Below are 25,173 nucleotides of genomic sequence, written 5' to 3'. Positions count from 1 at the left end.
CCCCCCCCCCCCCCCCCCCCCCCCCCCCCCCCCCCCCAATCACGGGGGGGGGCCCCCGGTGGGGCCGCCACGCCCTTGCGCCCCCGCCAGCCACGGCCGGGGCCCATCCACGCTAGAATTACCCCCTTATCGAGTCCCCCAAGCCGCATATGAGCCACTTCGAAGGCGATCTTCGCACTCCCGAATCGGCGCGCTTCGCCATCCTGGCCAGCCGCTGGAATGCCCGCATCACCGACACGCTGGTCGCTGGCGCTCGCCAGAGCCTGGCCGGCAACGGTATCACCGAAGCCAACATCGACGTGATCCGCGTGCCGGGTGCCTGGGAACTGCCGCTGGTGGCCGCGCGCCTGGCCGCCGCCCATGAACACGCCGCCATCCTCACCCTGGGCTGCGTGATCCGTGGCGATACCCGCCACTACGAACACGTGGCCGACCGCTGCGCCGAGGGCCTGATGCGCGTGCAGCTGGATTTCGGCGTGCCGGTGCTGAACGGTGTGCTGGCGGTGGAACGCGTTGAAGACGCCGAGGCCCGCGCAGGCGGCAGCCACGGCAACAAGGGCGAGGAAGTCGCACTCGCCGCATTGGAAATGGTCAATCTTCTGGAGCAGCTGCCATGAACAAGAACACCCAGGGCAAGCCCTCCGGTAAACCCGTCCGCCGCGATGGCGTCGATCCGGTGCTGCGCTCGCGCGCCCGCCGTCGTGCCGTGCAGGCCATCTATGCCTGGCAGATCTCCGGCGGCAACGCACAGTCGCTGATCGCCCAGTTCGCCCACGAGCAGGCCCGCGAAATCGCCGATCTGGCGTACTTCGAAGCGCTGCTGCACGGTGTGCTCGACAACCGCCGCGACATCGACGAAGCCCTCGGCCCGTACCTGGACCGTGGCATCGAAGAAGTGGACGCGATCGAACGCGCGGTGCTGCGCCTGGCCGCCTACGAGCTGCGCTACCGCCTGGACGTGCCGTACCGCGTGGTGATCAACGAAGCCATCGAATCGGCCAAGCGCTTCGGTTCCGAGCACGGCCACACCTACGTCAACGGCGTGCTGGATCGTGCCGCCGTGGAATGGCGCAAGGTCGAATCGGGTCACTGACCCACTGCGTCCCGCATCGTTCATTGAACGGCGCGGGAATCTGCTTCGGTAGAGTCGACTGTCAGTCGACTGCCTTTCGATCAGCAGTCGTAGTGTCGGACCGGAGAGCAGTCGACTGACAGTCGACTCTACCCCCCAGCCGGTTCACCTGGTCGGCATCCGCGCCCGCCGCCCATCCATGCAACCCGCCGGAACGCCCCATGTCCCTGGCCGAATTCGCCCTCATCGACCGCATCCGCGCCCGTACCCTCGAGCGCGACGACATCCTGCTCGGCATAGGTGACGACGCCGCGCTGCTGCAGCCGCGCGCCAACGAACAGCTGGTGGTCACCGCCGACACGCTCAACAGCGGCGTGCACTTCCCGATGGAAACACCGGCCTTCGACATCGGCTGGAAGACCCTGGCGGTCAATCTGTCGGACTTGGCCGCGATGGGCGCGCGCCCGGCGTGGTGCACGCTGGCGTTGTCGCTGCCGGAAGCCTCTGAAGACTGGATCGACGCCTTCGCCGATGGCTTCTTCGCACTGGCCGACCAGCATGACATCGCGCTGATCGGTGGCGACACCACGCGTGGCCCGCTGTCGCTGTCGGTGACCGCAATGGGCCAGGTCGGGCGTGGCCAGGCGCTGCGCCGCGACCGCGCGCAGGTGGGTGACGACCTCTGGGTGAGCGGTACGCTGGGCGATGCCGCCGGTGCGCTGCGCCTGTGGCAGCAGGGGGCACTGAGCGTCACCACCGCCACCTTGCTGGCCGACTACGAAAGCCTGCGCCTGCGTCTGCTGCGGCCGACGCCGCGCGTGACCCTGGGCCTGCGCCTGCGTGCCTTCGCGCATGCGGCGGTGGATGTGTCCGATGGCCTGCTGGCCGATCTGGGCCATATCGCCACACGCAGCAACGTGGCCGCGCATGTGGATGCCGATTCGCTGCCGATCTCGCACGCGCTGCGTGAGCTGCTCGGCCGCGACGGTGCACGCGACTGCGCACTTCGCGGTGGCGACGACTACGAACTGTGCTTCACCGCCGCCGCCGACCAGCGCGACGCGCTGCACTATTTGGCCGAATCGTTGGACGTGCCGCTCACCCGTATTGGTCGTATTGCTGAGGGGCAGGGCGTACACGTGGATGGCGAAGCCGCCGACGGCGGATACCAGCACTTCGCGTAGCCGCAGCGGTACTGCACTGCTGGGTGCCAACCTTCGGGGTGGGGTCAGATCGATGTTGCTCTGGTAGGTGCCAACCTTGGTTGGCACGAATGTGTCAGCCGCGCGCGCCCAAACGGTCGCGCAGGCACCATTGCTCTGGTAGGTGCCAACCTTGGTTGGCACGCATCAGCCGCTCGCGGCAACACCGTGTCGACCAAGGTCGACACCTACCGAGGCAGGGTGTATCTGAATCGCTCAGCGCTACGCCGCGTGCAACTGCACATCCACATACTCGGCCAGCCCACGGCAGGCCAGCAACAGCCCTTCGCGCGCGCCGTCATCCATGTGCTGGTCGATATCCCCGTCCACGCGCACGCGTTCGGTGGCGTGCAGCAGTTCCAGCAGGAAACTCAGCCCCGCATTGGCGCGGTCGATGCGCGCCAAGGCCAGGCGCTGCCCGGGTGTGCGGTTGCTGCCGGGCCACGGCTGGCCATCGGCGGCATCGCCTTGGCGGATGTACTGCAGGCAGGCCTGCAGGGTGATGGCGCCAGGGCTGTTACCGGTCTGCAGCGCAACTAAGGTGTCTTCCAGCGTGCGGGCCAGGTCATCGGGCAGGCGCGTGGCGGCCTCGCCCAGGGTGGCGAACAAGTGCGGGTAGGGGGAAGCGGTCATGGCGGCGTCCTTGTGCAAGCGGCAAGGGGCCACCCTGCTTAACAGCGAGGGTGGCGGACGGTGCGTGGTTGCAATACCGGTGACCGATGTAGAAACGCCGGCGGGCACGAGGCCCCCGCGCACCGTCCGCCATGTAGGCATAGACGGAATGCCTGCCGACGCCGCCCAGGCACAGGGGAAGGAGGCGACGCCGGCAGGCAAGCGTAAACAACATCGATCAAACGGGATTGCAAGCCCGTGCCACCCGTTGTCGGTGGCGCCACATGATTTGCATGAAGCGCCTGCGCTGCCAATGAGAATTGTTGGAAAGTTCGAAAGCGTTGCAGATGGCCCGCGCGCACGGGAGCGCGTCAATTACGACAAAGCATGTAGAGCCGAGCCCATGCTCGGCTCATAGCGCAATGCACGGGGTTCAGCCCGATCTGGCCGCAAAGCAGCCGAGCATGGGCTCGGCTCTACAGAAGACGGCTCGCGCGTCAGGCTGCGCTCAAGGGGAGATCTTCGCCTCGGCATCACGTGGCGTGCCGTAATCGTCCAGCCACTGGAACGTCACCGACGCGGGCATCGCCGCACCACTCGGAAGCGGCAGACGTACCTGCGCGCCCGGTGCGATCATCTCTGCTTCCACCTTGCGGCCGTCGGGCAGGGTCAGCGTGCTTACAGTCACGTGGTAGGCGCTGGGGTTGCTCACCAGCAGGGCACCGGCCTGCGCACGCCATTGCAGTTGCCCGGCCGCATCACGCGGCTTGCCGGGCAGGCCGGCCGGGCGGTGGAACAGCTTCACCCGCGTGCGCACGGCGAACTGCAGCAGGTTCTTGCCGGCGGCATCGGTGGGTTTGGGCGGAATGTCCAGCAGGTTGAAGTAGAACAGCGATTCACGATCCGTCGGCAGCGGTGTCTCCGACGGGCGCGGCGCGTAAGTAATGCGGTACGCCTGCCCCTGGTGGGCCTGCAGCAGGCGCGGGTCGGCCGGCGTCAGGCGGAAGGGCGTGCGCACGTTCTCGGGGCGTGCATGGCTGTCGCCATCGTCAATCCAGACCTGCACCATGGCGGCCTTGTCGCCACCGTTGGTGGCCTTCACGGTTACATCGCGGCCCTGGGCCGCGTCATGCACGATGCGCGTGCCCTGCAGCGTCACCGCTGCCGATGCCGGCAGCGCCAGGGCGCCAGCGAGCAGCGCGGTCATCCACGTCATTGCACGGATCTTCATCAGGTCGTCCTCCAATAAGGCGCGCCACCACGGGGGTGGCGCGCACGGGTGTGCGTTACTTGTAAAGCACGACGAAATCGCCCGAGGCGTTGGCCGTGCCGGCCGTGGCGTTCTTGCCAGGCGAGGAATACCAGGCGCTGTAGTCCAGTTGGCCCTTGCCGGCAGCCGGGATGTTCACCCACTGCAGCGGGTCCTCGCCCAGCTTCTGGTGGTTGCCTGAAGCGTCGTACAGCGCAACACCCACGTTTGTGGCCGTAGAGGCAGCCGTCAGCGCCAGGTTGCCGGTGCTGCCGTCGGGCGTGCCGCCAAAGCGCACACCTACATCCTGCGCAGCGCCGGAGCCGGTGCAGTCCAGCAGGATGCTGAAGTTCTTCATGCCGGCACGCTCGGCTTCATTCACCCACGCGACGTCCACCTTGCCCATCGGCACGGTGATGGTGCCGCCGGTGGCATCCACCGAGCACGTGCTGGTCATCAGCTCGCCGGTGATTTCCAGCTTCTCGGCGAATGCGGCGGGAGACAGGGCCAGCGCGAGCGCACCGGCGGCAATCAGGTTCAATCGGTTCGACATGGGAGTGTCCTTGGTAGGGAATCAGGGGAATCCGCATTGGACGAGCCAGCGGATGCGCACAGTGTTCCCAGCCGGGCGGCACGTGGATATGCAATTAGTTGCAAGGTGCTTGCAGGGCAGTTGAGTCCGTGCTTGCGGTACAGCGTCCGGTTAAGAAGCGTCATTTCCGGCTGCGACAAGCTGTCGCATGCGGCGTTCGGTGCATCTGCAATGCATTCGATTGACTGCTGTCATTTGTTGAAAACAAGCCTGAATTGCGCCGAAACAGTGGCTTGGCTGGAAACCGCGTGGTTTCGTGGCGCGTTGTCGCTTTGCAACAAATTGCATGGGAAGCCGGTCGCACGCTGTCTACGCTTCGGTCCACTTCGACTACGAGCGATGTCGCCTTCGGCCTCATCGAGTGACGCTAACCATGCACATGCGCCTCCTTCATCTCCGCACGCCGCATCGTTTTGCCAGCCGTCCACTGGGGCTGGCGATTGCCGCCGCCGTGGCAATGGCGATTGCCGGTCATGCCAGTGCCCATGGCGATGAGTCCCTGCAGTTCAGCGAGGGCTTCCTGATTGGTGGCCGGGCCATCGACATGCAGCGCTATGCGCAGGGCAACCCCATGGAGCCGGGCGTGTATCCCCTGGACGTGGTGGTCAATGGCCAGTTCCACGACAAGCGCGACATCACCTTCGTGGCGGCGCCGGCACCTCTGGGGGCAACCCCGTGCCTGCCGGCCGGGCTGGTACGCCAGTTGCCGCTGAAGGAGATGTTCCTGGCCGAGCTGGACCAGGATGATGAAGGCTGCGTCGCACTTCCCAGCCTGATCGACGGTGCCACGGTCGAGTTCGATGAAAGCAATCTGCAGCTTCTAGTGAACGTGCCGCAGGCTGCGCAGGCGCGCGATGCGCGCGGCTACGTGGCACCTGCACAGCGCGACCACGGCGTCACGGCAGCCTTCTTCGATTACAACATCAACCACAGCCGCAACCAGGGCCAGCAGGCGACCTATCTGGGGCTGAACACGGGCGTGAACCTGGGCGCGTGGCGGCTGCGTCACCGTTCGTCCTTCAGCCAGGGCAGCCATGGCTCGCGTCATGATGTGATCAGCAGCACGCTGCAGCGCGATCTTCCGGCATGGAATGCCCAGCTGCTGTTGGGGCAGGGCACGACCGGTGGCGAACTGTTCGAGTCGCTGTCATTCACCGGTGTGCGGGTGGCCAGCGATGAGCGCATGCTGCCGGACTCGCTGCGCGGCTTCGCGCCGGTGGTGCAGGGCGTTGCCGAAACCAACGCAGTGGTGAGCATCCGCCAGAATGGCCACGTCATCCACGAAGTAAGCGTGGCGCCGGGGCCGTTCTCCATCGAAGATCTGTACCCGACCAACTTCGGTGGCGACCTGGACGTCACCGTCACTGAAGCCGATGGCCGCCAGCAGCAGTTCACTGTCAACTTCTCCGCAGTGCCGCAGGCGCTGCGGCCGGGCGCCAGCCGCTTCAGCGTCACCGCCGGTGAACTTCGCGATGCACGCGGTGTGCGTGAAGCACTGCGCTTTGCCGAAGGCACCTACGCACGTGGCATCAGCAACCATTTCACCGCGCTGGGCGGGGTGCAGATTGCCGAAGACTTCCAGTCCGCACTGTTCGGCGGTGCAATCAATACACCGCTCGGTGCGTTCGGTGCCGACGTTACCCATTCGCGCGCACGCCTGGCCAATGGCGAACAGGTGACCGGCAACAGCTTCCGGCTGAACTACCAGCGCTACATCACCGCAACGGGTACCAACTTCGGCTTGGCAGCGCTGCGTTACAGCACGCGCGGCTTGAACTTCTCGCAGCGTATTGGCGAGCGCAGCACGCTCTCGCTCAATGGCGGACAGGTGCGCTATTGGGACAGCGCGCAGCAGCACAACGATCTGCAGCTGCGCTTCCAGACCAGCATGGGCCGCGCCAATCTGAGCCTGTCTGCCATGCGCCTGCAGATGGGCGATGGCCGCCAGGACACCCGCTATGCGGCGACCTTCAGCATTCCGTTGGGCTCGGCCCCGCGCGCACCGCGCTTGAGCACCCAGGTAGCCCATTCGGCACGCGGCGATCAGGGCCAGCTGGGCCTGAACGGAACGCTGGGTGCCGATCAGCAGCTGAGTTACAGCCTGTCTGCCAGCGGTTCCAGTGACGGGGCGGGAAGCGCCAATGCCTACGCGTCCTATCGCGGTGGGCATGGCACGGTCACCGCCGGCTACAGCCGGTCGGGTGATTACAACGCCTTCAACGCCAGCGCGGCCGGCAGTGTGGTGGTGCACCGCGATGGCATCAACTTCGGTGCGCCGGTGGGCGATGGCTTCGCGCTGGTACAGGCAGATGGCGCGCAGGGTGCCCGCATCGGCTACGGCAGCGACGTGCGCATCGGTCGCAACGGCTATGCGCTGCTGCCGCACGTGAGCCCCTACCGCTGGAACCAGATCGAGCTGGACCCGTCGGGCCTGCCGATGGATGTGGAGCTGCTGCAGACCTCGCAGCGGATTGCGCCGACGGCGGGCAGCATCGTGCGGGTTGCGTTCAATGCCAAGCGCGAGCGCACATTGTTCATCGACGCCACCGATGCGCTGGGCCAGCCGCTGCCATTTGCCGCGCGTATCGAAGATGAGACCGGCCGCAGCTATGGCGCAGTGGGCCAGGGCGGTGTGATCCAGCTGCGTGGCGCACCCGAACAGGGCCAGCTGATCGTCGACCCGGACGGCCCACATCGCTGCCGCCTGGAATACACCACCCCGGATGCCCCCGATGCCTATGGGCTGTCGTGGAGCCAGGCGGTGTGCACGCCGCTGCCGGCCCCGAGTAATGGGCTGCAGGCCGCCCTGGATGCGGTCGAAGCCACCTCGTTCTGATGTCCTGATTCCATTCTTTCAACCCAAGGAGTTCTTTCATGAACCTGTTCAACCGCATCACTCTGTGCACCGCACTGCTGGCCGCCGCGCCGCTGGCTCTGGCCGATAGCGCCACCCTCACCATCAGCGGCAAGGTGCTTCCCGGCACCTGCACGCTCACCGCAGCGCCGATCACCTTGGACCCGGTGAAGGCCAGCGACCTGACGCCCGGCGCCGATGCGCAGATCAAGGCCGGGGCGCTGCAATTCGCGGGCTGCGTTGGCGTAAGCAAGGCCGTGCTGTCCTTCGCCGGTACCGCCGCCGACGGCGATGCAACGCGCTGGAAGAACACCGCTGTAAGCGATGCCGCCGAAGGCGTGTCGATCTCGCTGCTGTCCGGTACCACCGGCAGCAACTATCTGAAGGATGGTGACACCGGCATCGATGTGCCGGTGGCTGGCGCCACCGCGCGTTACGACCTGCGTGCCGCCTATTTCCTGCCCACCGGCGAAGCGCCGAGCGCGGGTGAAGTTTCTACCGAGATCGTGGTCACTGCTGACTACGAGTGAGTGATGGCCGTGCGCACGCAACGTGCGGCGGCCACTGTCCATAACGGAGAATGTTGCATGTCTGCTCATGTTCGCACTGCATCTACCGGCATGGTGCTGCGCAAATCGATTCCGGCGAAACTGTTCACTGCCTTGGCGCTCGTTGTGACGGCGGGAGCCGCAATGGCCTGCGAGCAGTATTCAGCGAAGCCGGATGTACTGCTCGACACCGTCTACACATCCCCGCCGTCCGGAGCCAATGTATTCATGGCCGAGGAACGCGGTCGGGCCGCATATGAGAAGTGCTCACTGCCCGGTGGCACGGTGTCGGTCTTCGTGCGGCTGGAGATTCCTGGCTTGGTCTACGTCGGGGACATTCAGTACCAGGGGCGGGCCTACGCTTCCTATGCTACCGGGACTGATTCTGCATTGCTTGCGTTCGACGCGTACTCGAACATTTTTGACCGAAGACCACTGCGCTTGGGTGAGGAGCTGGAACTGCCGTATGAGACCGCTGCGGGGGATGGCTTGCAGAACACCATCAACTACACGGCGCTGGTGTTTTCGCGGGGCGGGCGCATGCGCACGTCCAGCGTGCGGACCGGGCAGGTCTCGCTGCGATCACCGGCACACCCTGAGCTTGATCTGACGTCCTCCTACTATCTGGCTCCCCAGTTTCCCGCAGTGACCTGTCCGCTGCAGGATGTCTCGGAGACGCTCCAGGATGTGCAGTTGGCGGAACTGCCCGTACCGGGTAGTACCGCCAAGGAGAAGCCCGTCGCAGTGCGCATGAGCTGCGGTACGGATGCACCGCGTGCGCAGATCAGCTTGACCGACGCAGGCGACCGGACAAACTCAGGTAGCCAACTGACGCCAACGGCTGACTCGGATGCGAAAGGCGTGCGGGTGCAGCTCCTGCAGGGCGGAAGTGAAGTGAACTTTGGACGTATCTGGGATTTCGAACCCGGCGTGGGTGGCACGCATGACATCGCGTTCACTGCGCGCTACATCCGCACCAACGAGGCGTTGGAGCCCGGGCAGATCAAGGGCGAAGCGGTACTGAATGTCGACTATTGGTAAAGGGGGCAGCGTCGTGGTTCCATGCGGCGTCAGCACATTCAGGCGGTATCTTTGCCGCGGTTTTCCTGGCGTTCTGCAAGAGATTCGATGGCGTGGTGTGGTGGAAGCGATGACGATGAATTGAAATTCGTCAGAGACTCGCTGTGCATCCTGCCATTCCCCGCTGCATGCCACCCTGTGCGTTACCGTACATTCTTCTCGCGGCACTCCTGCTGGTTACAGGGGCCGCGCAGGCATGCGAGCACTACACCGCTTATCCGGATGTTGTAGTTGATTCGGTCTATCTGTCCGCCCCGGTTGCGCCATATGTTTTCATGGCGCAGGAGCGAGGGCGGTCCGCCTTGCGCAAGTGCTCGTTTCCCGGTGGCCCCATTGCAGTGCTCGTCAGGCTGGATGTTCCCGGGCTTGTCTATGCCGGGGAGCTTCACTATGAAGGTCGGACCTACGCGTCCTATGCGTCCTCTCCAGACTCAGCGCTGCTCGCCTTCGATGTCTACTCCAATATCTTTGAGCGAAAGCCGCTTCGTCTCGGGGAGGAGCTGGCGATGGATTACCAGACTTCCGCCGGTGACGGGCTCCAGCACACCATCAACTACACAGCGCTGGTCTTCTCGCGCGGTGGGCGCATGCGCACGTCCAGTGTCCGCACCGGTCAGATCTCGTTGCGATCGCCGGAATATCCGGGCCTGGACTCCAGCGCAGCCTACTACCTGGCGCCCCGATTCCCGGCCGTAACCTGTCCCCTGCAGGATGTTTCGGAAGTGCTCCCGAATGTGCAGCTGGCGGAACTGCCTGGTCCGGGCAGTACAGCCAAGGAGAAGCCGCTGGCGGTGCGCATGAACTGCGGCTCGGACGCACCGCGTGCGCAGATCACCTTGACCGATGCTGGCGACGCGACAAATTCTGGAAGCCAGCTGACGCCGACGCCGGATTCAGATGCGAAAGGTGTGCGGTTGCAGCTCCTGCAAGCAGGCCGTGAAGTGAATTTCGGGCGCATCTGGCGTTTCGAGCCCGGTGCCGGCGGCACGCATGAGATTGCCTTTACCGCGCGCTACATCCGCACCAATGAATCGTTGGTGCCCGGCCTGATCAAGGGCGAAGCCTTGCTCAACGTGGACTACTGGTGAGTGCGTTGCAGTTGCCAGCGGACAATCACGGCCCAATCGATGGTCCTGGACGGGCCAAGAGCAATGGGCGCGTCACCACCCCCTTCGCTTTCTTCTATGAACGCCGATCGCCGGGCTACTGGCAGGAGATTGATCAATTGCACACTGCTACTGACACGCGCCGATGGTTTCGTCGGGTTTTCCTCGCCATGGTAGTTTCCTTGCTGCTTGCCCTGGCGGGCCATGCAAGCAGCTGCACGTTCACCGTACAAGCGCCCATCGTCATCAACAAGAGCAGGCCCGGGCATCCTGACACGGTCCGCATGATATGGGACGACGGAACCAATATCAGTTCCAGCGGTTGCCCCGTTTCCAGTAAGCACTCTCTGGATATGACCCTGGTGGGCCCGGCACTGCGTTGGGTCTCGGATGTGGACTTCACCGCGTATCCCATCCAAGGTCGGCTTCCGCTGTACGAAGTTGGTCCTGATTCGGCGCTGCTGGGATTTGTTGCAAGCGATGGAGACCGTTCGTACTGGCCGCTGCGACTTGGCTCCAACAGTTTTCCAAGTGTTCCTGGCAACACGAATTTCATCGTGATCGCATACGTGTACAGCCGCGGCGAAAGAATGCGGGACTTCCAGACGAAGGTGGATCTGGAATTTTCCTCCGTTGACCATTCGACGATCAATGCAAGTCTTCCCATCAGTGTTGACATGCAGTTTCCTCCGACAACCTGCCCTGTGCGGGACGTCGCGGAAGTGCTACAGGATGTCAGCGTCGCGGAGTTGATCGCGCCGGGGGATACGGCGAAAGACAAGATCGTGGTGGTTCGCATGGAGTGCGGGGCCAACGTGCCGCGCGCGGAACTGATGTTGAAGGACGCGGGGGATGCGGGCAACACCGGAAGCCTGTTGACCCCTACAGCGGATTCCGGCGCCAAGGGGGTCCGTGTACAGCTTCTACGTGGCGGCAGCGAGGTGCAGTTTGGGCAGGCCTGGCACTTCAATCCCGGCACGGGGGGAGTGCATGACCATGCTTTCACCGCCCGCTATTACCGCACCGCGGATGCTCTTGTTCCAGGCATGATCAAGGGGGAGGCAGTGCTCAACGTGGACTACTGGTAGGACCACGTCGGACATCTGCAACGGATTCGATGGGCTGCGTTGACGAGGGTGGGCACGATGAGCTGATTTTCGATGAGGATATTCAATGCGTCTGGCCATCGTCGATTACACCCGTCTTCGCTCACTGCTTGGATCCGTTCTTGCCGGCTTGTCACTGGTATCCGTGCCGGCAATGGCATGCGAACACTACACCGCCTATCCGGACGTTGTGCTTGATACGGTTTATGCAGCTGCTCCGGTACAACCACGCATCTTCATGGATCAGGAAAGAGGGCGCTCATCCTTGAGGAATTGCGCGTTTCCGGGTGGGCCCATCAGTGTCTTCGTGCGCTTGGATGTGCCAGGGCTGACGTATGCAGGCGACCTGCAATACCAGGGAAGAACGTACGCATCCTATGCCAGCTCTCCCGATTCGGTGCTGTTGGCTTTCGATGTCTACTGGAATCTGCTGGATCGAAGGCCGCTCCGCCTGGGTGAGGAACTGGAGATGGAGTTCGACACGACCGCCGGTGACGGAGTGCAGTACGTCATCAGCTATACCGCGCTGGTGTTTTCGCGTGGCGGTCTGATGCGCAGCTCCCCCGTCCGTACCGGACTCATCTCGCTGCGGTCACCAGAGTATCCCGGGCTGGACAGCAGCGGCGATTACTACCTGGCGCCCGTATTGAAGCCGTGAGGATGGCGCTGGGGGCCAGTCGCGCAACCACTACGCCGGGTTGCCAGGCTCAGGTTCCTTTTCACGAAACTTGGTGGCGCATGTGCAGCGGCGGTGTCGCATCCGACATTGCAACTAATTGCATGGTGGGTGTTCATCGCGACATCCACTATGCCGGTCTCGACAAAAGGAGATCCCGACATGCAATCCCATCAGATCCGCTATTCGGCGCTGGCCCTCGCACTGACGGCGGCGCTCGCCGTTGGCATCCCCGTCAGTGCACACGCACAGCAGGTCATTGCAGACGGTGACGCACAGACCCCGGCAGCGGGGGATTACAGCGCAACTGGTGTGGGCAACCCTGCCTTCCATGCGCTCAATGGCGGCAGCATCGTTCCGCTGGGTGCGGTCAACGTGAGTGCCGATGGCGATGGCGCATCCGCGGCCCGTGCCGAAGGTGCTGGCAGTCGTATCGAACTGAATGGCTCGACTTTGGTCACCACCGGTTTTGGTGCCACCACCGCGCTGGCAACGACGGGCGGTGAACTGCATCTGACGGCGACTGACGTCATCAACAGGGGCACCGGCATGGGCGTTGTGGCGCATACCGGCAGCCAGGCCACGCTGCAGGATGTGAACATTCGCATGGAAGGCGTGTCGTCGGTCGGCCTCGCCGGCGGCGGTGACATCAGCATGACCGGTGGCTCGATCTCGGCGATGGGGCTGGGTAGCCGCGCGGTGTCGGCCACCGGGGCGAACATGACCCTGACCGGCGTTTCGATTGAAGGCGAGTCGGGCATCTGGCTGGGTGATAACAACCAGCTTGATCTTTCAGGAAGCGCGGTGAACGCCAGCGGCATCGCGTTGGACATCAATGGTCGCAGCAATGCAGTCACTGTGGCGGACTCCAGCTTCCACAGCACCGGCAACGGGACCGCAACCGTCAAGATGTTCTCCGATTCGACGCTGGCAATGGCCCGCAGTTCCGTCATCAGCGAGGGGGACCGTGCGGTGGGCATTGATGCCCGAACCGGTACGGTGGATCTGGACCGCGTGACTGTGACCACGTCCGGTGAGAGCAGCCATGGCCTGTATGCCGATTTCACTGGCATCGGCGCCGGCCCGATCATCACTGCGCGTGCGGCCCAGATTCACACCACGGGCGCGGGTGCCATTGGTGCGGTTGCGCGCCAGGGCGGCAGCATCCATCTGGACGACAACATCATCCGTACCGAAGGCCAGCAGGCCCATGGTGTGCTGACCGGGGGCAGCGGCGGGATGACGTTGACCGGTTCGCACATTCGCACCGAGGGCGAGGGCGCCTGGGCTGCGGTGATCAATGACAACGGCAGCCTGGGCATCGACGGCAGTGCGCTGGAAAGCGTGCAGCACGGTGGTGTGTGGGTTCGCAGCAGCCGTGACTCCGGTTTGACGCTGTCCAACAACGCCTACGTATCGGGTGGCAATGGCATTGCCATCGCACTGGATGCGGCGGTGGCGGGGCGTTTCGACGTGGTGTTGCAGGGGCATTCGCAGATGGTCGGCGACATCGTCATCACGCCCGAGGACGAGGATGCCGGTCTGGTGCCGCAGTCCGATGTGCACGTGCGCCTGGCAGACGGGTCGCTGTGGCAGGGCACGTCCAACCTGGTGCAGACGATGGCGATTGAAAGCGGAAGCCAGTGGACACTGACCGGTGATGCCACGGTGGGCGAACTGAGCGTACTGAACAGTGGTGTGGCGCTGTCCGACGGCAGTGGCCGATTCAACACGCTCACCGTAGACGGTGATCTGCACAGCGAGGGCGCGACGTTCCTGTTCCAGGGCGCCTTGGGCGGTGACGACAGCGCCTTTGATCGCCTGCATGTGCGTGGCGATACTTCGGGCGATGCAAGCATTGCGGTGAAGAACATTGGCGGCGTTGGCGCTCAGACCACCGATGGCATCCAGCTGATCGAAGTGGATGGTGCATCGCTGGCAACCTATGCGCTGGCCGGCCGCGCCGTGGGCGGCTCCTATGAGTACTTCCTGTTCAAGGGGGGCGTGATAGATCCCACCGATGGCAACTGGTATCTGCGTTCGCAATGGTTCGATGTCTGCAAGGACAATCCGGCCGCGCCGGGCTGTGTGGTGGACCCGGTTGATCCGGTTGACCCCATCGATCCGGTGGACCCCGTGGATCCGGTGGACCCGGTGCCGGTGCTGCGTCCCGAAGCCGGGGCGTACCTGGCCAACCAGTCGGCAGCCATCAACATGTTTTCCCATCGTCTGAATGACCGCATCGGTGCCGTTTCGCTGGATGAAGGCCGTGCCGCATGGGCGCGCGTGGGCCGGCAGCAGGCGGACTTCAGCGCGGTCGGTGGCCAGCTGTCGATTGATGGCAACACCTCGGTGCTGCAGATTGGCACTGACCTGGTTCGCCGGGGCAATGCAGCGTTCGGCGTGATGATGGGCACGGGGCGTGCCGACAGCAGCGCAGTGTCCGATCTGACCGGCTACAGCGCCAAGGGTCGGGTGCGTGGCAGCGCGGTAGGTGTGTACGGCACCTGGATGCAGGCGGCTGACGGTACGCAGGGTGCGTACATGGATGCGAACCTGCAGTACGGCCGTTTCGATAACCGGGTGCAGGGCATTGGCCTGGAGCCGGAGCACTACGATTCGCGCATGGCCAGTGCGTCGCTGGAGACCGGCTACACCTTCAACGTGTGGCAGGGCACCGCCAGCGCACTGTATGTGCAGCCGCAACTGCAGCTGAGCTATGTCGATTTCCGCGCCGATCGCCACGTGGAGAGCAATGGCACGGTGATCGACCATGCCGATGCTGGCGGCCTGAGCGGGCGTCTGGGCGTGCGCGTGTTTGGCCATGGCACTGCAGCCGGCAACACGGTGCAGCCGTACCTGGGCGTGAACTGGCTGCGTGGCAGCGGCACCAGCACGTTGCAGTTCAACGGTGACACGCTGGGCGCAGACGTGCCGCGCAACCGTTATGAGGTGCAGGCCGGTGCCGAGTTGAAGCTGGGCCAGCGCTGGGGCGCGTGGGGGGGCGTGAGCGTGCAGCGCGGTGATTACGGCTACCGCAATGTGGGCGGCCAGCTGGGCCTGCGCATGGCCTGGTAAGCGGACGTGCAGCGGGGTCGGATCCAATTGCCATGGCAATGGGCTCTGCCCCCTGGCTGCTGCCGTAGAGCCGAGCCTACGCTCGGCTCATCGCGATCTGAACGAAGAGCAGCCGAGCATGGCTCGGCTCTACAATCGCGTCGCTCCGGGACCGGACCTGAACGATGTCCATGTCTGTCGCGATTATCCATTGAATGACTGCGCAAACGGTGGCGATGCTGCCGCCCTGTCTTCTGCCGGTTGCCTGCATGTCCCCTCCCGAACGCTCCCACAACGCCGCCATCGATGGCCTGCGTGCATTGGCGGTGCTGGCCGTCGTGGTCTTCCACACCAATGCGACGTGGCTGCCCGGTGGCTTCACCGGTGTGGACCTGTTCTTCGTGGTGTCCGGCTTCGTGATCAGCCAGTCGTTGGCCTCGCGCACCCATGCGTCGCTGGGCGCGATGCTGCTCGATTTCTACCGGCGCCGTGTGCTGCGCCTGTTGCCGGCGTTGCTGGTGATGCTGATGGCCACCTTCGTGCTGTCGGCGCTGTTCATTCCCCGCGCGTGGCGCAATGAGCAGTTCGACCAGACCGGCTGGGCCGCGCTGGTCGGCTTCAGCAACATCGTGCTGGCGGGCCAGCAGGACGATTACTTCTCACCGGGCGCCGAACTCAACCCGTTCCTGCATACGTGGACGCTGGGTGTGGAGGAGCAGTTCTATCTGATCTTCCCGCTGCTGTTCTTCGTGTGGCTGCGTGGGCGTGAGCGCTGGCCGTGGTCGCGTTGGCTGTTGCCGGTGCTCACCCTGCTGTCGCTGGCGTGGGCAGGCTGGCAGGCGCAGACGGCGCCGGCGGCAGCGTTCTACCTGCTGCCGGCGCGGTTCTGGGAGCTGGCTGCGGGCGCGCTGCTCTACCAGTGGATGCGCACGCGTACGCCGGGCCGGAGCGGTGATGCGGTTGCAGTGGTCGGTCTGGTGCTGCTGGGTGCAGGCGTGGTGATCGCACCGCAGCTGGCGATGCCGGTGCCGGGCGTGCTGGCCACCACGGCCGGTACGTTGATGCTGTTGGCGAGCGTGTCGGCACCAGGTACATCGCGCATTGAGCGCGCGCTGGGCTGCGCACCGCTGGCCTACCTGGGCCGGTTGTCCTATTCGCTGTACCTGTGGCATTGGCCACTGCTGGTGCTGCTGCGCTGGACGTATGGCCTGCATGGCGTCGCGCTGTGGCTGTATCCGGTGTTGTTGCTGGCGGTCTCCGCCGTGTCGTATCACTTCATCGAGCGTCCACTGCGGAATGCGGCATCACTGCTGAGCCTGGCACCGGCCAAGGTGCTGGGGATGGCGCTGCCAGTGGTCGCGCTATGCGGCGCAGGCGCCTGGGCCACGGTGGAGTACCACGAGCAGGTCTCGCTGAGCGTTACCCGCGACGGCTATGCATGGCAGGCGCGCCGCTACCCGGCCTGGCGACCGCTGGAGCCGGTGAGTGCGCCAGCGCTTGAAGGGCGGCGCCTGTTCGTGGTGGGCGACTCGCATGCAGCGGCGTATCGCACCATGACCAGCATGGTCGCGCGCCAGACCGGCATGGAGGTGCGCCAGCAGGATCGCGGCGGTTGCAGCTTCGTCAACCTGCTGCGGGCCAGCCCGGCCGACTGCCAGGACTTCATTGAGGACGCGCTGTCGACCATCGAGAGCGAGGCACGTCCTGGTGACATCGTGCTGCTTGCGGCATTGCGCATGCCGGAGCTGCGCGGATTCGACTGGCAACAGCAGGATGCGCAGCAGGTCTATCGTCAATTGCTTGCCGAGCGTACCCCGACCGATGCGCAGGCCGCGCACGATGAGGCTGATCATGTTGTTGGGCGTTTGCAGACGCTGGGCGTACACGTGGTGATCGACGCACCGCTACCGCTGTTCAAGGCAGGTGCATACCGCTGTTCGGACCGGTTCAATCGCCGCAATCCGGCTTGTGCCGGCGGTCTGAGCATGCCGCGTGCGGACCTGGAAATGCTGCGCGTGCCGCAGATGGCACTGCTGGCGGACCTGGTCGCACGTTACCCGTCACTGACCGTGTGGGATCCGCTGCCGTTGCTGTGCGGGCCAGACACCTGTTCGGCGGTGGAAGACGGTGAACCCCTGTTCTTCGACAATGACCATCTGAGCGGGCACGGTAATCGCGTGCTGTTGCCCAGCTTCCGCCAGACCCTCATCGACAGCGTAGGCAGCGCGCCCCGGTAGCGCCGGGCATGCCCGGCGGCGTTCACACCGTCGGCAGCACCTTGCCCGGGTTGAGGATGCCATCCGGGTCCAGCGCGGCCTTGATCGCACGCATCGTCGCCAAGGTAGCCGGGGTGAAGGCCTGCGCCATGAAATCGCGCTTGGCCAGGCCGATGCCGTGTTCGCCGGACAGCGTGCCACCCAGTGCCAAGGTCAGCTCGAAGATCTTCGGCAGTGCGGCATGCGCGCGCGCGTTCTCTTCGGCATCGTCCGGGTGATAGAGGATGTTGACGTGCAGGTTGCCGTTGCCGGCATGACCGAAGGTGACGATGGTCAGCGTGTAGTCGCGTGCCAATGCCTGCACGCCAGCCACCAGCTCTGGAATACGCGACACCGGCACCACCACGTCTTCATTGATCTTGCCGGGCGCGACGGTGCGCAGTGCCGGCGACAGTGCCTTGCGCGCGGCCCACAGCTGGTCGCGTGCACGGCCTTCCATCGCCACGTCCAGTTCGATCATGCCGTCGCCTTCAGCGGCGCTGGCCAGTGCCTGCAGCAGATAGGGCAGGGTGTCGTGGTCACCATCGGCTTCCACCAGCAGCATCGCACCGGCCTCCGGCACGTCGGCACCGTTCAGCCGCAGCAGCTCGAGGCTACGTGCGTCCATGAACTCCAGGCGGGTGGGTACTACCGGCTGCGACATCAATCGCGATACCGCGGCTGCGGCGGCATCGGCATCGCGGCACAGCACGCGCAGCCCGGCCTGGCTGACCGGCAGCGGGGTCAGTTTCAGCGTGGCTTCCACGATCAATGCCAGCGTGCCTTCGCTGCCCACCAGCAGATGGGTGAGGTCGTAGCCAGTGGCGTCCTTGGTGTAGGCGCCGCCGCAGCGGATCACATCGCCGGTGCCGGTCACTGCCACCAGGCCCAGCACGTTGTCGCGGCTGGTGCCGTACTTCACCGCGCGCGGGCCGCCCGCATTGCAGGCCAGGTTGCCACCGACGCTGCAGATCTCGGCGCTGGAAGGATCCGGCGCCCAGAACAGGCCATGCGGGGCCAGTGCCTGCTGCAGGGCGCCATTGAGTACGCCCGGTTGCACCACCGCGCAGCGATCGCCGGCGCGGATCTCGACGATGCGGTCCATGCGGGTGAACGACAGCACGATGCTGCCGGGCAGCGGCACGGCCGCGCCGGTGGTGCCAGTGCCGGCGCCACGTGCGACCAGCGCTACGTGATGGGCCCGGCATGCGCGCACCAGTGCCTGCACCTGTTCGATGCTGGCAGGCTGCGCGACGGCGGCGGGGCGTTGATGACGCCACGAGTTGTCCTGCGCGTTGGCCTCCAGCGCGCTGTCATCCATGCGCCAGCCCTCCGCGCCCAGCAGGGCGGACAGTTCGGCAACCAGGGCAGCAGGCAGGGCAGGACTCATGACGGATCTCGTGGGGCAGCAGGAGCGGGTTGGATCAGTTTCCAGGCAACAACGGCGCCAGCCAGTGGCAGCCACACCCAGCGCAGTTCCGACAGCAGGGTGGCCAGGCCGCGCGCGCTGAAGAACTGTGGGGCGAACGGTGAAACGCGGATCGGTCGCCACGGCGCGAAGAAGCGTTGTTCGCTCCAGGGCCAGGCGAGGGCCACGCCGAGGCCGCCGGAGGTCATCGCATCCAGCAGCGGGTGGCTGGCAGCGCAGACGAAGACGAATACAGCGGCTTGTACGGTCGATGCCACCGTTGGCCCTGCCTTGGTAGGTGCCAACCTTGGTTGGCACGAAGCCGCCGACCAAGGTTGGCGACTACCGGAGCTGTGTGGTGCCGACCAAGATCGGCGGTTACCAAAGAACGCCAGCACCGCGGCGAATGCCGCCAGCACGCCGGCAAACAGCAGCGAATGGCTGGCGCCGCGATGGCCGAACGCATCGGCGTAGGGAATGTGCAGCGCGAAGGCCAGTACATCGGCATCGGGCAGCATCGCTGCAATCACGCCGGCCGCCAGCAGGCGCGGCGGGATGCGGCCGCGATCAGCGGCGCACCACAGCGCCAGCGGCACAGCAGCATGGGTGATGATCGAAGGCATCAGTCACACACCGTGGTCGTGCCGGCCTGGCTGCGCTCTGGCAGGTGCCAACCTTGGTTGGCACAGAAGCGCCGACCAAGGTCGGCCTCTACCAGAGCGGACGGTACCCATCAGCAATCATCCAGCCGGAACGCATCACGCAGCCACCGCAGCTGCGGCGGCTCGCCGGTGGCGTCGACCACATCAAAACGGCAGGGTGCATTGGCCAGCGCCGGGTTGTCCTGCAGGTACAGCTGCGCGGCGTGCGCCAGGCGTCGGCACTTGCGCACATCCACCGAAGCGGCACCGCCACCGAAATCCGATCGCGCGCGATAGCGCACTTCCACGAACACCACGGTGCCGGCATCGTCCATCACAAGGTCCAGTTCACCGCCGCGATAGCGCACGTTGCGCGCACGCGGCTGCAGTCCCGCCTGTTGCAGATGCTGCTCGGCGGCGGCTTCCACCGCCGAGCCACGTTGGCTGCGCTCAGCGACCACCGACGATCGGCATCGGCCGGCCGCCATTGAAGGTGGACCATGCCGGCTGGCGCAGGATGTTGCCGTTGCTGTCCAGGAACAGGGTGCCGGTGGCACCGTCCAGGCCGCCTTCGTTGGACAGCTTGTCCAGATAGGCGGTGATCTTCCAGGCATCGGCGCCGAACGCGAACAGGCGGCCGGCTGCACCGCGTGCGCTGGGCAGGGTGCTGGCGACCTGGCTGGCCGACGGCAGGCCCGACACGCTGCGCACGTTCCAGGCCTCATTCGGGTAGACGATGCCGTCCAGCGCCACGTCTTCTTCCACCTTGCCGCTGCCGATGGTCAGCTGCGAGGTGCCGACGCGGGTGGCGCCGCCGGCACCGGCCAGCGCCAGCTGCGGCGCCAGCAGGCGCGCCTGCGGCGCACGCACGGCGAGGAATACGGCATCGACCTGGCCGGCATTGCGCACCTGCGCACCGACATCGCCGACTGCATCGCTGACGCCGATGGTGGCCACCACCTGGCCGCCACGCTGGGCGAAGCGCTGGGCGAAGGCGGCGGCGGCACGGCGGCCGGTATCGTCGGCGCTGTTGATCACCAGCGCCTTGCCGCGCTCGCGACCACGCAGGTATTCAGCGGCGACGATGCCGTCATCTTCCGGTGCCAGCGAGAAACCGGCGCTGCCGGCCGGCGGCCCATCCTTGCCACGGTTCAGCGCCAGCACCGGCACCTGCAGCTGCTTACGGCCGTACACCGCGTCCACTTCGTCGCGGCCCAGCGGGCCGACCACGAAGTCGGCACCGGAGGCCACGGCCTTGTCATAGGCGGCGAGGGCACCGGCCGGGGTACCCGCGGTGTCGATGAAGTTGATGTCCGGGCGGCGGCGGGTCTCGCCGTAGTACGCGGCCAGCAGGCCATCGCGCACCGGCTGCGCGGCGGTGGCCAGGCGGCCGCTGAGCGGCAGCAGCACAGCCAGCTTGGCCGGCGGGCGGTAACCGTCGCTCATCGCCGGCGGGCGCTTGCTGGTGTCGAACTGGGCGGCGCCATCGCGGTCGAACGGTCGCGGCAGCGGCAGGCCGCGTGCGATCAGTGCGCGGCCGGCGAAGTTGTACAGCGGGTCGTTGGCCGGCAGGGCGGCGGCACGGCTGCGCAGGGTGGCGTCGTCGAGGGTACCGAGCAGGCCGGCGATGGCGGCCTGGTTCTCGCTGCGCGCACTGCCGGTCAGGCTGGCATGGGCGCGGGCGCGTTCGGTGGCAGCGCCGAAGGCATCGCCGGTGCCCTCCAGCGCAGTGGCGCGGGCCAGATACCAGCGCGTCCGCAGTGCCGGCAGAACGTTGTCGCCGTGGTCCTTCAGCAGGGCCAGGGCCTGCCCCGGCTGCTTGTCGGCCAGCGCCAGCTCGGCACTGGTCAACTGGTAGCGCTGCAGGCTGGCGCCGGTCAGCTGGCGGGCGGTGAGCTGGCCCAGCAGGCTGCGCGCGCGGGCGCTGTCGCCGGCCAGGTGCCAGGCCCAGGCCGCATCGGCCAGGGCATTGGCGCGGGCTCCGCCGCGCAGGGTGGCAGCCAGGCCTTCCAGCTGCAGTGCGGCGTCGCGCGGCTTGCCCTGGTCGATCAGCGCCAGCGCCTGGCTCTGGGCCGGCGATTCGGGCGCGCTGGTCAGGCTGGTGGTGGCGCAGCCGGCCAGCAGCATCAACGACAGCGACAGGGCGGAGATCCGTGCGGCGGGCTTGTTCATGATCGGGTCCATGCGATGAGGGCAGCGGCCTTGGCCGGGTACACGCTACGATTCTACCCTTGCCCCGTGAGTACCGCTGAAATGAGTGTGCCAACCCTGTACGTCGTCGCCACCCCGATCGGCAACCTGGCCGATCTGAGCCCGCGCGCGCAGGAGGTGCTGCGCTCGGTGGCGGCCATCTGTGCCGAAGACACCCGCCGCAGCGGCCAGCTGCTGTCCCATTTCGGCATCCAGCAACCGCTGGTGGCCCTGCACGAGCACAATGAGGAAGCGCTGTCGCAGCGCCTGGTCTCGCGCCTGCAGGCCGGTGAGTCGCTGGCGCTGGTGAGCGATGCCGGTACCCCGCTGGTCAGCGATCCCGGCTTCCGCCTGGTGCGTGCCGCGCGTGCGGCGGGCATCAAGGTCAGCCCGATTCCCGGCGCCTGTGCCGCCATCGCCGCGCTGAGCGTGGCCGGCCTGCCCAGTGACCGCTTCAGCTTCGAGGGTTTCCTGCCGGCCAAGGCCAGCGGCCGCCGCGACCGCCTGCAGGCGCTGGCCGGTGAAGTACGCACGATGGTGTTCTACGAATCCTCGCATCGCATCGCCGAGTCGCTGGCGGACATGGCGGCGATCTTCGGCGGCGAACGCCCTGCGGTGCTGGCGCGTGAGCTGACCAAGCTGTTCGAGACCGTGCTCGATGGCGACCTGGCTGGACTGCTGGCGAAGGTGGAAGCTGACGAAAACCAGCGCAAGGGCGAGTTCGTGGTGATGGTGCAGGGCGCTGGCGACGACGAGGAAGCGCAGCTGGCGCATGGCCGCCGCGTCTATGCCAAGTTGAGCGAGCATCTGCCGCCGTCGACCGCCGCCAAGCTGGCTGCCGAGCTGACCGGCGCACCGCGCAAGGCGCTGTACGGAAGCTGATGGATCGTGCGGACCAAGGTCCGCACCCACCAGAGCGGAATCCGCATCCACCAAAGCAGCGGAATCGGTAGATCCACGCCATGCGTGGATGGATGAACCGGATGCCGCGATCAGCACGGCAGGAAGGGCGTGCGTAGGCTAGAATGTGCGCTGGCGGAGCCGGCCAGACAGTCGCGTCATCCCTTCGGGGGTGCCGAGGAAAGTCCGGGCTCCATAGGGCAAGGTGCCAGGTAACGCCTGGGCGGCGCAAGCCGACGGAAAGTGCAACAGAAAGATACCGCCTACGTCTTCTTCGGAAGGCCGGTAAGGGTGAAATGGTGCGGTAAGAGCGCACCGCGAGTCTGGCAACAGACCGGCACGGCAAACCCCACCTGGAGCAAGACCAAATAGGGATCCTTTGGCGCGGCCCGCGTTGGATCCGGGTAGGTTGCTTGAGCGTTGCGGTGACGTAACGCCTAGAGGAATGACTGTCCACGACAGAACCCGGCTTATCGGCCGGCTCCGCCTCTTTCTTCTACATGCGTGCTTCCATATGGGTGAACCGCGCATCGGTAGTGCCCGGCGGAGATGAACTGCTCGAACCGTTCACACCACACCACCACGGTGGTGTAGTCGTCCACGTCCACGTTCGCAGGCACCTCCACCAGGAAACGGTTGAAGGTCTTCACCTCGCCGATGCGCTGGGCCTGTGCCTTGATCTTCAGGAAATGGGCCTTGTTGTCGACGAAGTCGCGCACGAGGTAGACCTTGTAGTCCGGCCCCGGGCCCATCTTGCCGTCGAACGCGACCTGGCGCGGGCTGACGCTGACCTTGCCGTCGGCCCAGTGCACGGCGTCGCTGCCCTTGAGGTCGCGACGGAAGGTGGTGTGGTAACGGGCGTCGCCCATCGCCGCCTGTACCTGCGCGACCGGCGGGTCGTCGGGAGCGATCAGGATCGGCAGCAGGTAGATGCCAAGGCCGAAGCCCAGGCCGAGGGCGAGCAGGTGGGTGACGACAAGTACGAGAACGCGGCGCATCGATGACTCCCTGTGGATCGGTGAGGCGCGCGGCAGGACCGCGCCAGATCATCGTGTGGCGCGCGTGCAGACATTTATAGACACAGAAAACAGGTACAGGGTCAGAAATCGACCTGGCTCTGGCCCAGGGCGACGCCCTGCGGGCCAAAGCGGCGCTCGTGGATCTCGCCGTGGCCGTCGGCGTCGATCAGCAGCACGGTGCTGGCGCGGGTGCCGTAATCGTCGCCGCGGATGAAGGCCGGGCTCAGCCAGCGCTCGCGTTCCAGGCCGATGCCGGTGTCGGGCAGGTCGCTGTCGGCGGGGCGATGTTCGTCGGCCAGCGCGGCCCAGAGTGGGGTCAGGTCCTCATCGCCGGCCTGCAGCCACGCCGACAGCGCATCCATCAGCCGTCGGGTCTTCGGCCAGGGCGCGTCCAGCGCGCCGTTGGACATGCCATGCACACCCGGGCCCAGGCTCTGGCGCTCGGCGGGGTGGTTGCCCAGGTACTCGAGGCTGTCGCCATCGGCCAGCAGCAGGTTGAAGGGCGCATACGCGCCCGCCACGGTGGCCAGCCGGTCGATATGCACGGCGGCGGGGTCGCGGCCGCGCAGGAAGTCGGCTACCAGTGCACCCCGGGACGGGCCGGTCTGTGCGGCCAGCGGATCACGGACATTGGTGACCACGGCCATGCGGCCGCCGGCGCCGACGCCGGCCCAGCCACCGCCGGAGCGCAGGTCGCGCCCTCCGATGACGGAGGTCTCATCCTGCCAGGGGGCCAGCGCCGCAGTCGGGCGGGCGTGGAACTCATCACGGTTGCCGGTCATCACCAGCCGCCAGCGCGGGTGGTGCATCCAGCCAAGAGCGAGCAGGCACATGGCCTCATTGTGCATCGTTTGCGCAGTCCGGCGGCGTTTCCGGCCGGTTCCGGATGAATGCGCGGGCGATGTTTCACGCCTTGTCCACAGCCCTGAACTTCCGTTCAATCTCAAAAATTGAGACGGATCAGCAACTTGTGGATAAGCCTTGAACAATTCTCTAAAGGTTGTTGCAAGCCATTGATGCGGCTGGCGATTTCCCCGCTGAAAAGTTGTTGACAACCCTTCGGCCGCTGCTAAGGTGGGCATCAGAGGGAAATCCGGGTGTTTTGTGGGTTTTCGTGGTTCAATGTTTCACCGGGCGAAGGATAGGTGCACGCGTCGTGTTCCAGGGCGAGACGGCCATCACAGTTGACGATAAAGGGCGCATGGCGGTTCCCACCGCTTACCGCGACCTCGTCGCGCGCGCCAGCAACAACCGTCTCGTGCTGACCTACAACCCGTTCGAAGCCGGCTGCCTGTGGCTGTATGCAGAGTCGGAATGGGAGCGGGTCCGCGACGACGTCATGTCCAAGCCCAACACCCAGCGCGTCGTGCGCCTGTTGCAGCAGAAGCTGGTCGGCTCGGCCGCCCATCTGGAACTGGACGGCAACGGTCGCATCAGCATCCCCGCCAGCCACCGCGGTGCGGTGGGCATTGAGAAGAAGGCGGTATTGCTCGGTATGGGCGACAAGTTCGAATTGTGGAGCGAGCAGGCGCATCGGGCCCTGATCCAGCAGACGTTGTCTGACGAGGATCTGGGTGATGGGTTGCTCGACCTGAAGTTGTGAGCC

Annotated in this window: 21 protein-coding genes, 1 other RNA gene and 1 pseudogene; 14 read left to right on the top strand and 9 right to left on the bottom strand. The window is 65.7% G+C overall.

Going from position 1 to position 25,173, the window contains the following annotated elements; genetic code table 11:
- Window positions 1-149 precede the first annotated feature (149 nt).
- From ribH to thiL, 3 genes are all read left to right on the top strand, one after another.
- On the top strand, window positions 150-617 hold the full coding sequence (gene ribH, locus O0K41_RS09290) for a 6,7-dimethyl-8-ribityllumazine synthase (protein WP_005408061.1): 468 nt from the start codon (window positions 150-152) through the stop codon (window positions 615-617).
- Complete coding sequence (nusB, locus tag O0K41_RS09285) at window positions 614-1,093, top strand: transcription antitermination factor NusB (protein WP_005408062.1); 480 nt, start codon at window positions 614-616, stop codon at window positions 1,091-1,093. The genes ribH and nusB overlap by 4 nt, the downstream gene beginning before the upstream one ends.
- Window positions 1,094-1,293: 200 nt before the next feature.
- Window positions 1,294-2,256: a thiamine-phosphate kinase gene (gene thiL, locus O0K41_RS09280; protein WP_108270235.1), complete on the top strand. Its 963-nt coding sequence runs from the start codon at window positions 1,294-1,296 to the stop codon at window positions 2,254-2,256.
- Between the two features lie 240 nt (window positions 2,257-2,496).
- Here the strand turns inward: thiL and O0K41_RS09275 are convergent, their stop codons facing one another.
- The 3 genes from O0K41_RS09275 to O0K41_RS09265 form a co-directional block, all read right to left on the bottom strand.
- Window positions 2,497-2,907 carry a hypothetical protein gene (locus tag O0K41_RS09275; protein WP_108270236.1) on the bottom strand — a complete coding sequence of 137 codons (411 nt, stop codon included), beginning with the start codon at window positions 2,905-2,907 and terminating at the stop codon, window positions 2,497-2,499.
- 487 nt (window positions 2,908-3,394) lie between these two features.
- A complete protein-coding gene (locus tag O0K41_RS09270) occupies window positions 3,395-4,117 on the bottom strand; it encodes a fimbria/pilus periplasmic chaperone (protein ID WP_049451438.1) in 723 nt (240 codons plus the stop codon).
- 55 nt (window positions 4,118-4,172) lie between these two features.
- Window positions 4,173-4,688: a fimbrial protein gene (locus O0K41_RS09265; protein WP_049451400.1), complete on the bottom strand. Its 516-nt coding sequence runs from the start codon at window positions 4,686-4,688 to the stop codon at window positions 4,173-4,175.
- Window positions 4,689-5,106: 418 nt separating this feature from the next.
- Between O0K41_RS09265 and O0K41_RS09260 the strand changes: the two genes are divergently transcribed.
- From O0K41_RS09260 to O0K41_RS09225, 8 genes are all read left to right on the top strand, one after another.
- Entirely contained in the window at window positions 5,107-7,563 is a 2,457-nt protein-coding gene (locus O0K41_RS09260; RefSeq protein WP_204310887.1) for a fimbria/pilus outer membrane usher protein, read from the top strand.
- A 38-nt stretch (window positions 7,564-7,601) separates the two neighbouring features.
- Window positions 7,602-8,111, top strand: coding sequence for a fimbrial protein (locus O0K41_RS09255; protein WP_099605830.1), 510 nt, complete (start codon window positions 7,602-7,604; stop codon window positions 8,109-8,111).
- A gap of 57 nt (window positions 8,112-8,168) precedes the next feature.
- On the top strand, window positions 8,169-9,170 hold the full coding sequence (locus O0K41_RS09250) for a fimbrial protein (protein ID WP_108270238.1): 1,002 nt from the start codon (window positions 8,169-8,171) through the stop codon (window positions 9,168-9,170).
- Window positions 9,171-9,511: 341 nt separating this feature from the next.
- On the top strand, window positions 9,512-10,297 hold the full coding sequence (locus O0K41_RS09245; protein WP_308304491.1) for a fimbrial protein: 786 nt from the start codon (window positions 9,512-9,514) through the stop codon (window positions 10,295-10,297).
- Complete coding sequence (locus O0K41_RS09240) at window positions 10,294-11,403, top strand: fimbrial protein (protein ID WP_239503546.1); 1,110 nt, start codon at window positions 10,294-10,296, stop codon at window positions 11,401-11,403. Before O0K41_RS09245 ends, O0K41_RS09240 begins: the two co-directional genes overlap by 4 nt.
- A gap of 85 nt (window positions 11,404-11,488) precedes the next feature.
- Window positions 11,489-12,079: a hypothetical protein gene (locus O0K41_RS09235; RefSeq protein ID WP_164221737.1), complete on the top strand. Its 591-nt coding sequence runs from the start codon at window positions 11,489-11,491 to the stop codon at window positions 12,077-12,079.
- Between the two features lie 180 nt (window positions 12,080-12,259).
- Entirely contained in the window at window positions 12,260-15,175 is a 2,916-nt protein-coding gene (locus tag O0K41_RS09230) for an autotransporter outer membrane beta-barrel domain-containing protein (RefSeq protein WP_164221736.1), read from the top strand.
- 194 nt (window positions 15,176-15,369) lie between these two features.
- Window positions 15,370-17,391, top strand: a complete 2,022-nt coding sequence (locus tag O0K41_RS09225; RefSeq protein ID WP_164221734.1) for an acyltransferase family protein — start codon at window positions 15,370-15,372, stop codon at window positions 17,389-17,391.
- 22 nt (window positions 17,392-17,413) lie between these two features.
- Here O0K41_RS09225 and O0K41_RS09220 read toward each other — a convergent pair whose 3' ends face one another.
- From O0K41_RS09220 to O0K41_RS09205, 4 genes are all read right to left on the bottom strand, one after another.
- Window positions 17,414-18,799 (bottom strand): FAD-linked oxidase C-terminal domain-containing protein, encoded by a 1,386-nt coding sequence (locus tag O0K41_RS09220; RefSeq protein WP_164221732.1) that lies wholly within the window; start codon window positions 18,797-18,799, stop codon window positions 17,414-17,416.
- Entirely contained in the window at window positions 18,796-19,440 is a 645-nt protein-coding gene (locus O0K41_RS09215) for a metal-dependent hydrolase (RefSeq protein ID WP_049451408.1), read from the bottom strand. The genes O0K41_RS09220 and O0K41_RS09215 overlap by 4 nt, the downstream gene beginning before the upstream one ends.
- A 110-nt stretch (window positions 19,441-19,550) precedes the next feature.
- Window positions 19,551-19,919, bottom strand: a complete 369-nt coding sequence (locus tag O0K41_RS09210) for a YraN family protein (RefSeq protein WP_024957270.1) — start codon at window positions 19,917-19,919, stop codon at window positions 19,551-19,553.
- Window positions 19,909-21,630 carry a penicillin-binding protein activator gene (locus O0K41_RS09205; RefSeq protein ID WP_164221730.1) on the bottom strand — a complete coding sequence of 574 codons (1,722 nt, stop codon included), beginning with the start codon at window positions 21,628-21,630 and terminating at the stop codon, window positions 19,909-19,911. Before O0K41_RS09205 ends, O0K41_RS09210 begins: the two co-directional genes overlap by 11 nt.
- 81 nt (window positions 21,631-21,711) lie before the next feature.
- Between O0K41_RS09205 and rsmI the strand changes: the two genes are divergently transcribed.
- Both rsmI and rnpB read left to right on the top strand, forming a co-directional pair.
- Window positions 21,712-22,530, top strand: coding sequence for a 16S rRNA (cytidine(1402)-2'-O)-methyltransferase (rsmI, locus tag O0K41_RS09200; RefSeq protein WP_005408070.1), 819 nt, complete (start codon window positions 21,712-21,714; stop codon window positions 22,528-22,530).
- A 155-nt stretch (window positions 22,531-22,685) separates the two neighbouring features.
- An RNA gene (gene rnpB, locus O0K41_RS09195) (RNase P RNA component class A) lies at window positions 22,686-23,037 on the top strand.
- A gap of 41 nt (window positions 23,038-23,078) precedes the next feature.
- On the opposite strand, the pseudogene O0K41_RS09190 reads toward rnpB, so the two are convergent.
- Window positions 23,079-23,546 (bottom strand): annotated as a pseudogene (locus tag O0K41_RS09190) (DM13 domain-containing protein); the annotation flags it as partial.
- A 101-nt stretch (window positions 23,547-23,647) separates the two neighbouring features.
- Window positions 23,648-24,400 (bottom strand): NRDE family protein, encoded by a 753-nt coding sequence (locus O0K41_RS09185; RefSeq protein ID WP_049451448.1) that lies wholly within the window; start codon window positions 24,398-24,400, stop codon window positions 23,648-23,650.
- Between the two features lie 323 nt (window positions 24,401-24,723).
- Here O0K41_RS09185 and mraZ point away from each other — a divergent pair, with 323 nt between their 5' ends.
- On the top strand, window positions 24,724-25,170 hold the full coding sequence (gene mraZ, locus O0K41_RS09180) for a division/cell wall cluster transcriptional repressor MraZ (protein WP_004143635.1): 447 nt from the start codon (window positions 24,724-24,726) through the stop codon (window positions 25,168-25,170).
- Window positions 25,171-25,173 lie beyond the last annotated feature (3 nt).

The organism is Stenotrophomonas sp. Sm2128 (assembly GCF_030985535.1).
Lineage (GTDB): Bacteria > Pseudomonadota > Gammaproteobacteria > Xanthomonadales > Xanthomonadaceae > Stenotrophomonas > Stenotrophomonas maltophilia.
This window is presented reverse-complemented; position numbering and strand designations above follow the sequence as displayed.

Excerpts from the sequence above, each read along its gene's own strand:
- ribH (WP_005408061.1), top strand. The coding sequence starts at position 150 with ATGAGCCACTTCGAAGGCGATCTTCGCACTCCCGAATCGGCGCGCTTC.
- nusB (WP_005408062.1), top strand. The coding sequence starts at position 614 with ATGAACAAGAACACCCAGGGCAAGCCCTCCGGTAAACCCGTCCGCCGC.
- thiL (WP_108270235.1), top strand. The coding sequence starts at position 1,294 with ATGTCCCTGGCCGAATTCGCCCTCATCGACCGCATCCGCGCCCGTACC.
- O0K41_RS09275 (WP_108270236.1), bottom strand. The coding sequence starts at position 2,907 with ATGACCGCTTCCCCCTACCCGCACTTGTTCGCCACCCTGGGCGAGGCC.
- O0K41_RS09270 (WP_049451438.1), bottom strand. The coding sequence starts at position 4,117 with ATGAAGATCCGTGCAATGACGTGGATGACCGCGCTGCTCGCTGGCGCC.
- O0K41_RS09265 (WP_049451400.1), bottom strand. The coding sequence starts at position 4,688 with ATGTCGAACCGATTGAACCTGATTGCCGCCGGTGCGCTCGCGCTGGCC.
- O0K41_RS09260 (WP_204310887.1), top strand. The coding sequence starts at position 5,107 with ATGCGCCTCCTTCATCTCCGCACGCCGCATCGTTTTGCCAGCCGTCCA.
- O0K41_RS09255 (WP_099605830.1), top strand. The coding sequence starts at position 7,602 with ATGAACCTGTTCAACCGCATCACTCTGTGCACCGCACTGCTGGCCGCC.
- O0K41_RS09250 (WP_108270238.1), top strand. The coding sequence starts at position 8,169 with ATGTCTGCTCATGTTCGCACTGCATCTACCGGCATGGTGCTGCGCAAA.
- O0K41_RS09235 (WP_164221737.1), top strand. The coding sequence starts at position 11,489 with ATGCGTCTGGCCATCGTCGATTACACCCGTCTTCGCTCACTGCTTGGA.
- O0K41_RS09230 (WP_164221736.1), top strand. The coding sequence starts at position 12,260 with ATGCAATCCCATCAGATCCGCTATTCGGCGCTGGCCCTCGCACTGACG.
- O0K41_RS09225 (WP_164221734.1), top strand. The coding sequence starts at position 15,370 with ATGACTGCGCAAACGGTGGCGATGCTGCCGCCCTGTCTTCTGCCGGTT.
- O0K41_RS09220 (WP_164221732.1), bottom strand. The coding sequence starts at position 18,799 with ATGAGTCCTGCCCTGCCTGCTGCCCTGGTTGCCGAACTGTCCGCCCTG.
- O0K41_RS09215 (WP_049451408.1), bottom strand. The coding sequence starts at position 19,440 with ATGCCTTCGATCATCACCCATGCTGCTGTGCCGCTGGCGCTGTGGTGC.
- O0K41_RS09205 (WP_164221730.1), bottom strand. The coding sequence starts at position 21,630 with ATGAACAAGCCCGCCGCACGGATCTCCGCCCTGTCGCTGTCGTTGATG.
- rsmI (WP_005408070.1), top strand. The coding sequence starts at position 21,712 with ATGAGTGTGCCAACCCTGTACGTCGTCGCCACCCCGATCGGCAACCTG.
- O0K41_RS09185 (WP_049451448.1), bottom strand. The coding sequence starts at position 24,400 with ATGTGCCTGCTCGCTCTTGGCTGGATGCACCACCCGCGCTGGCGGCTG.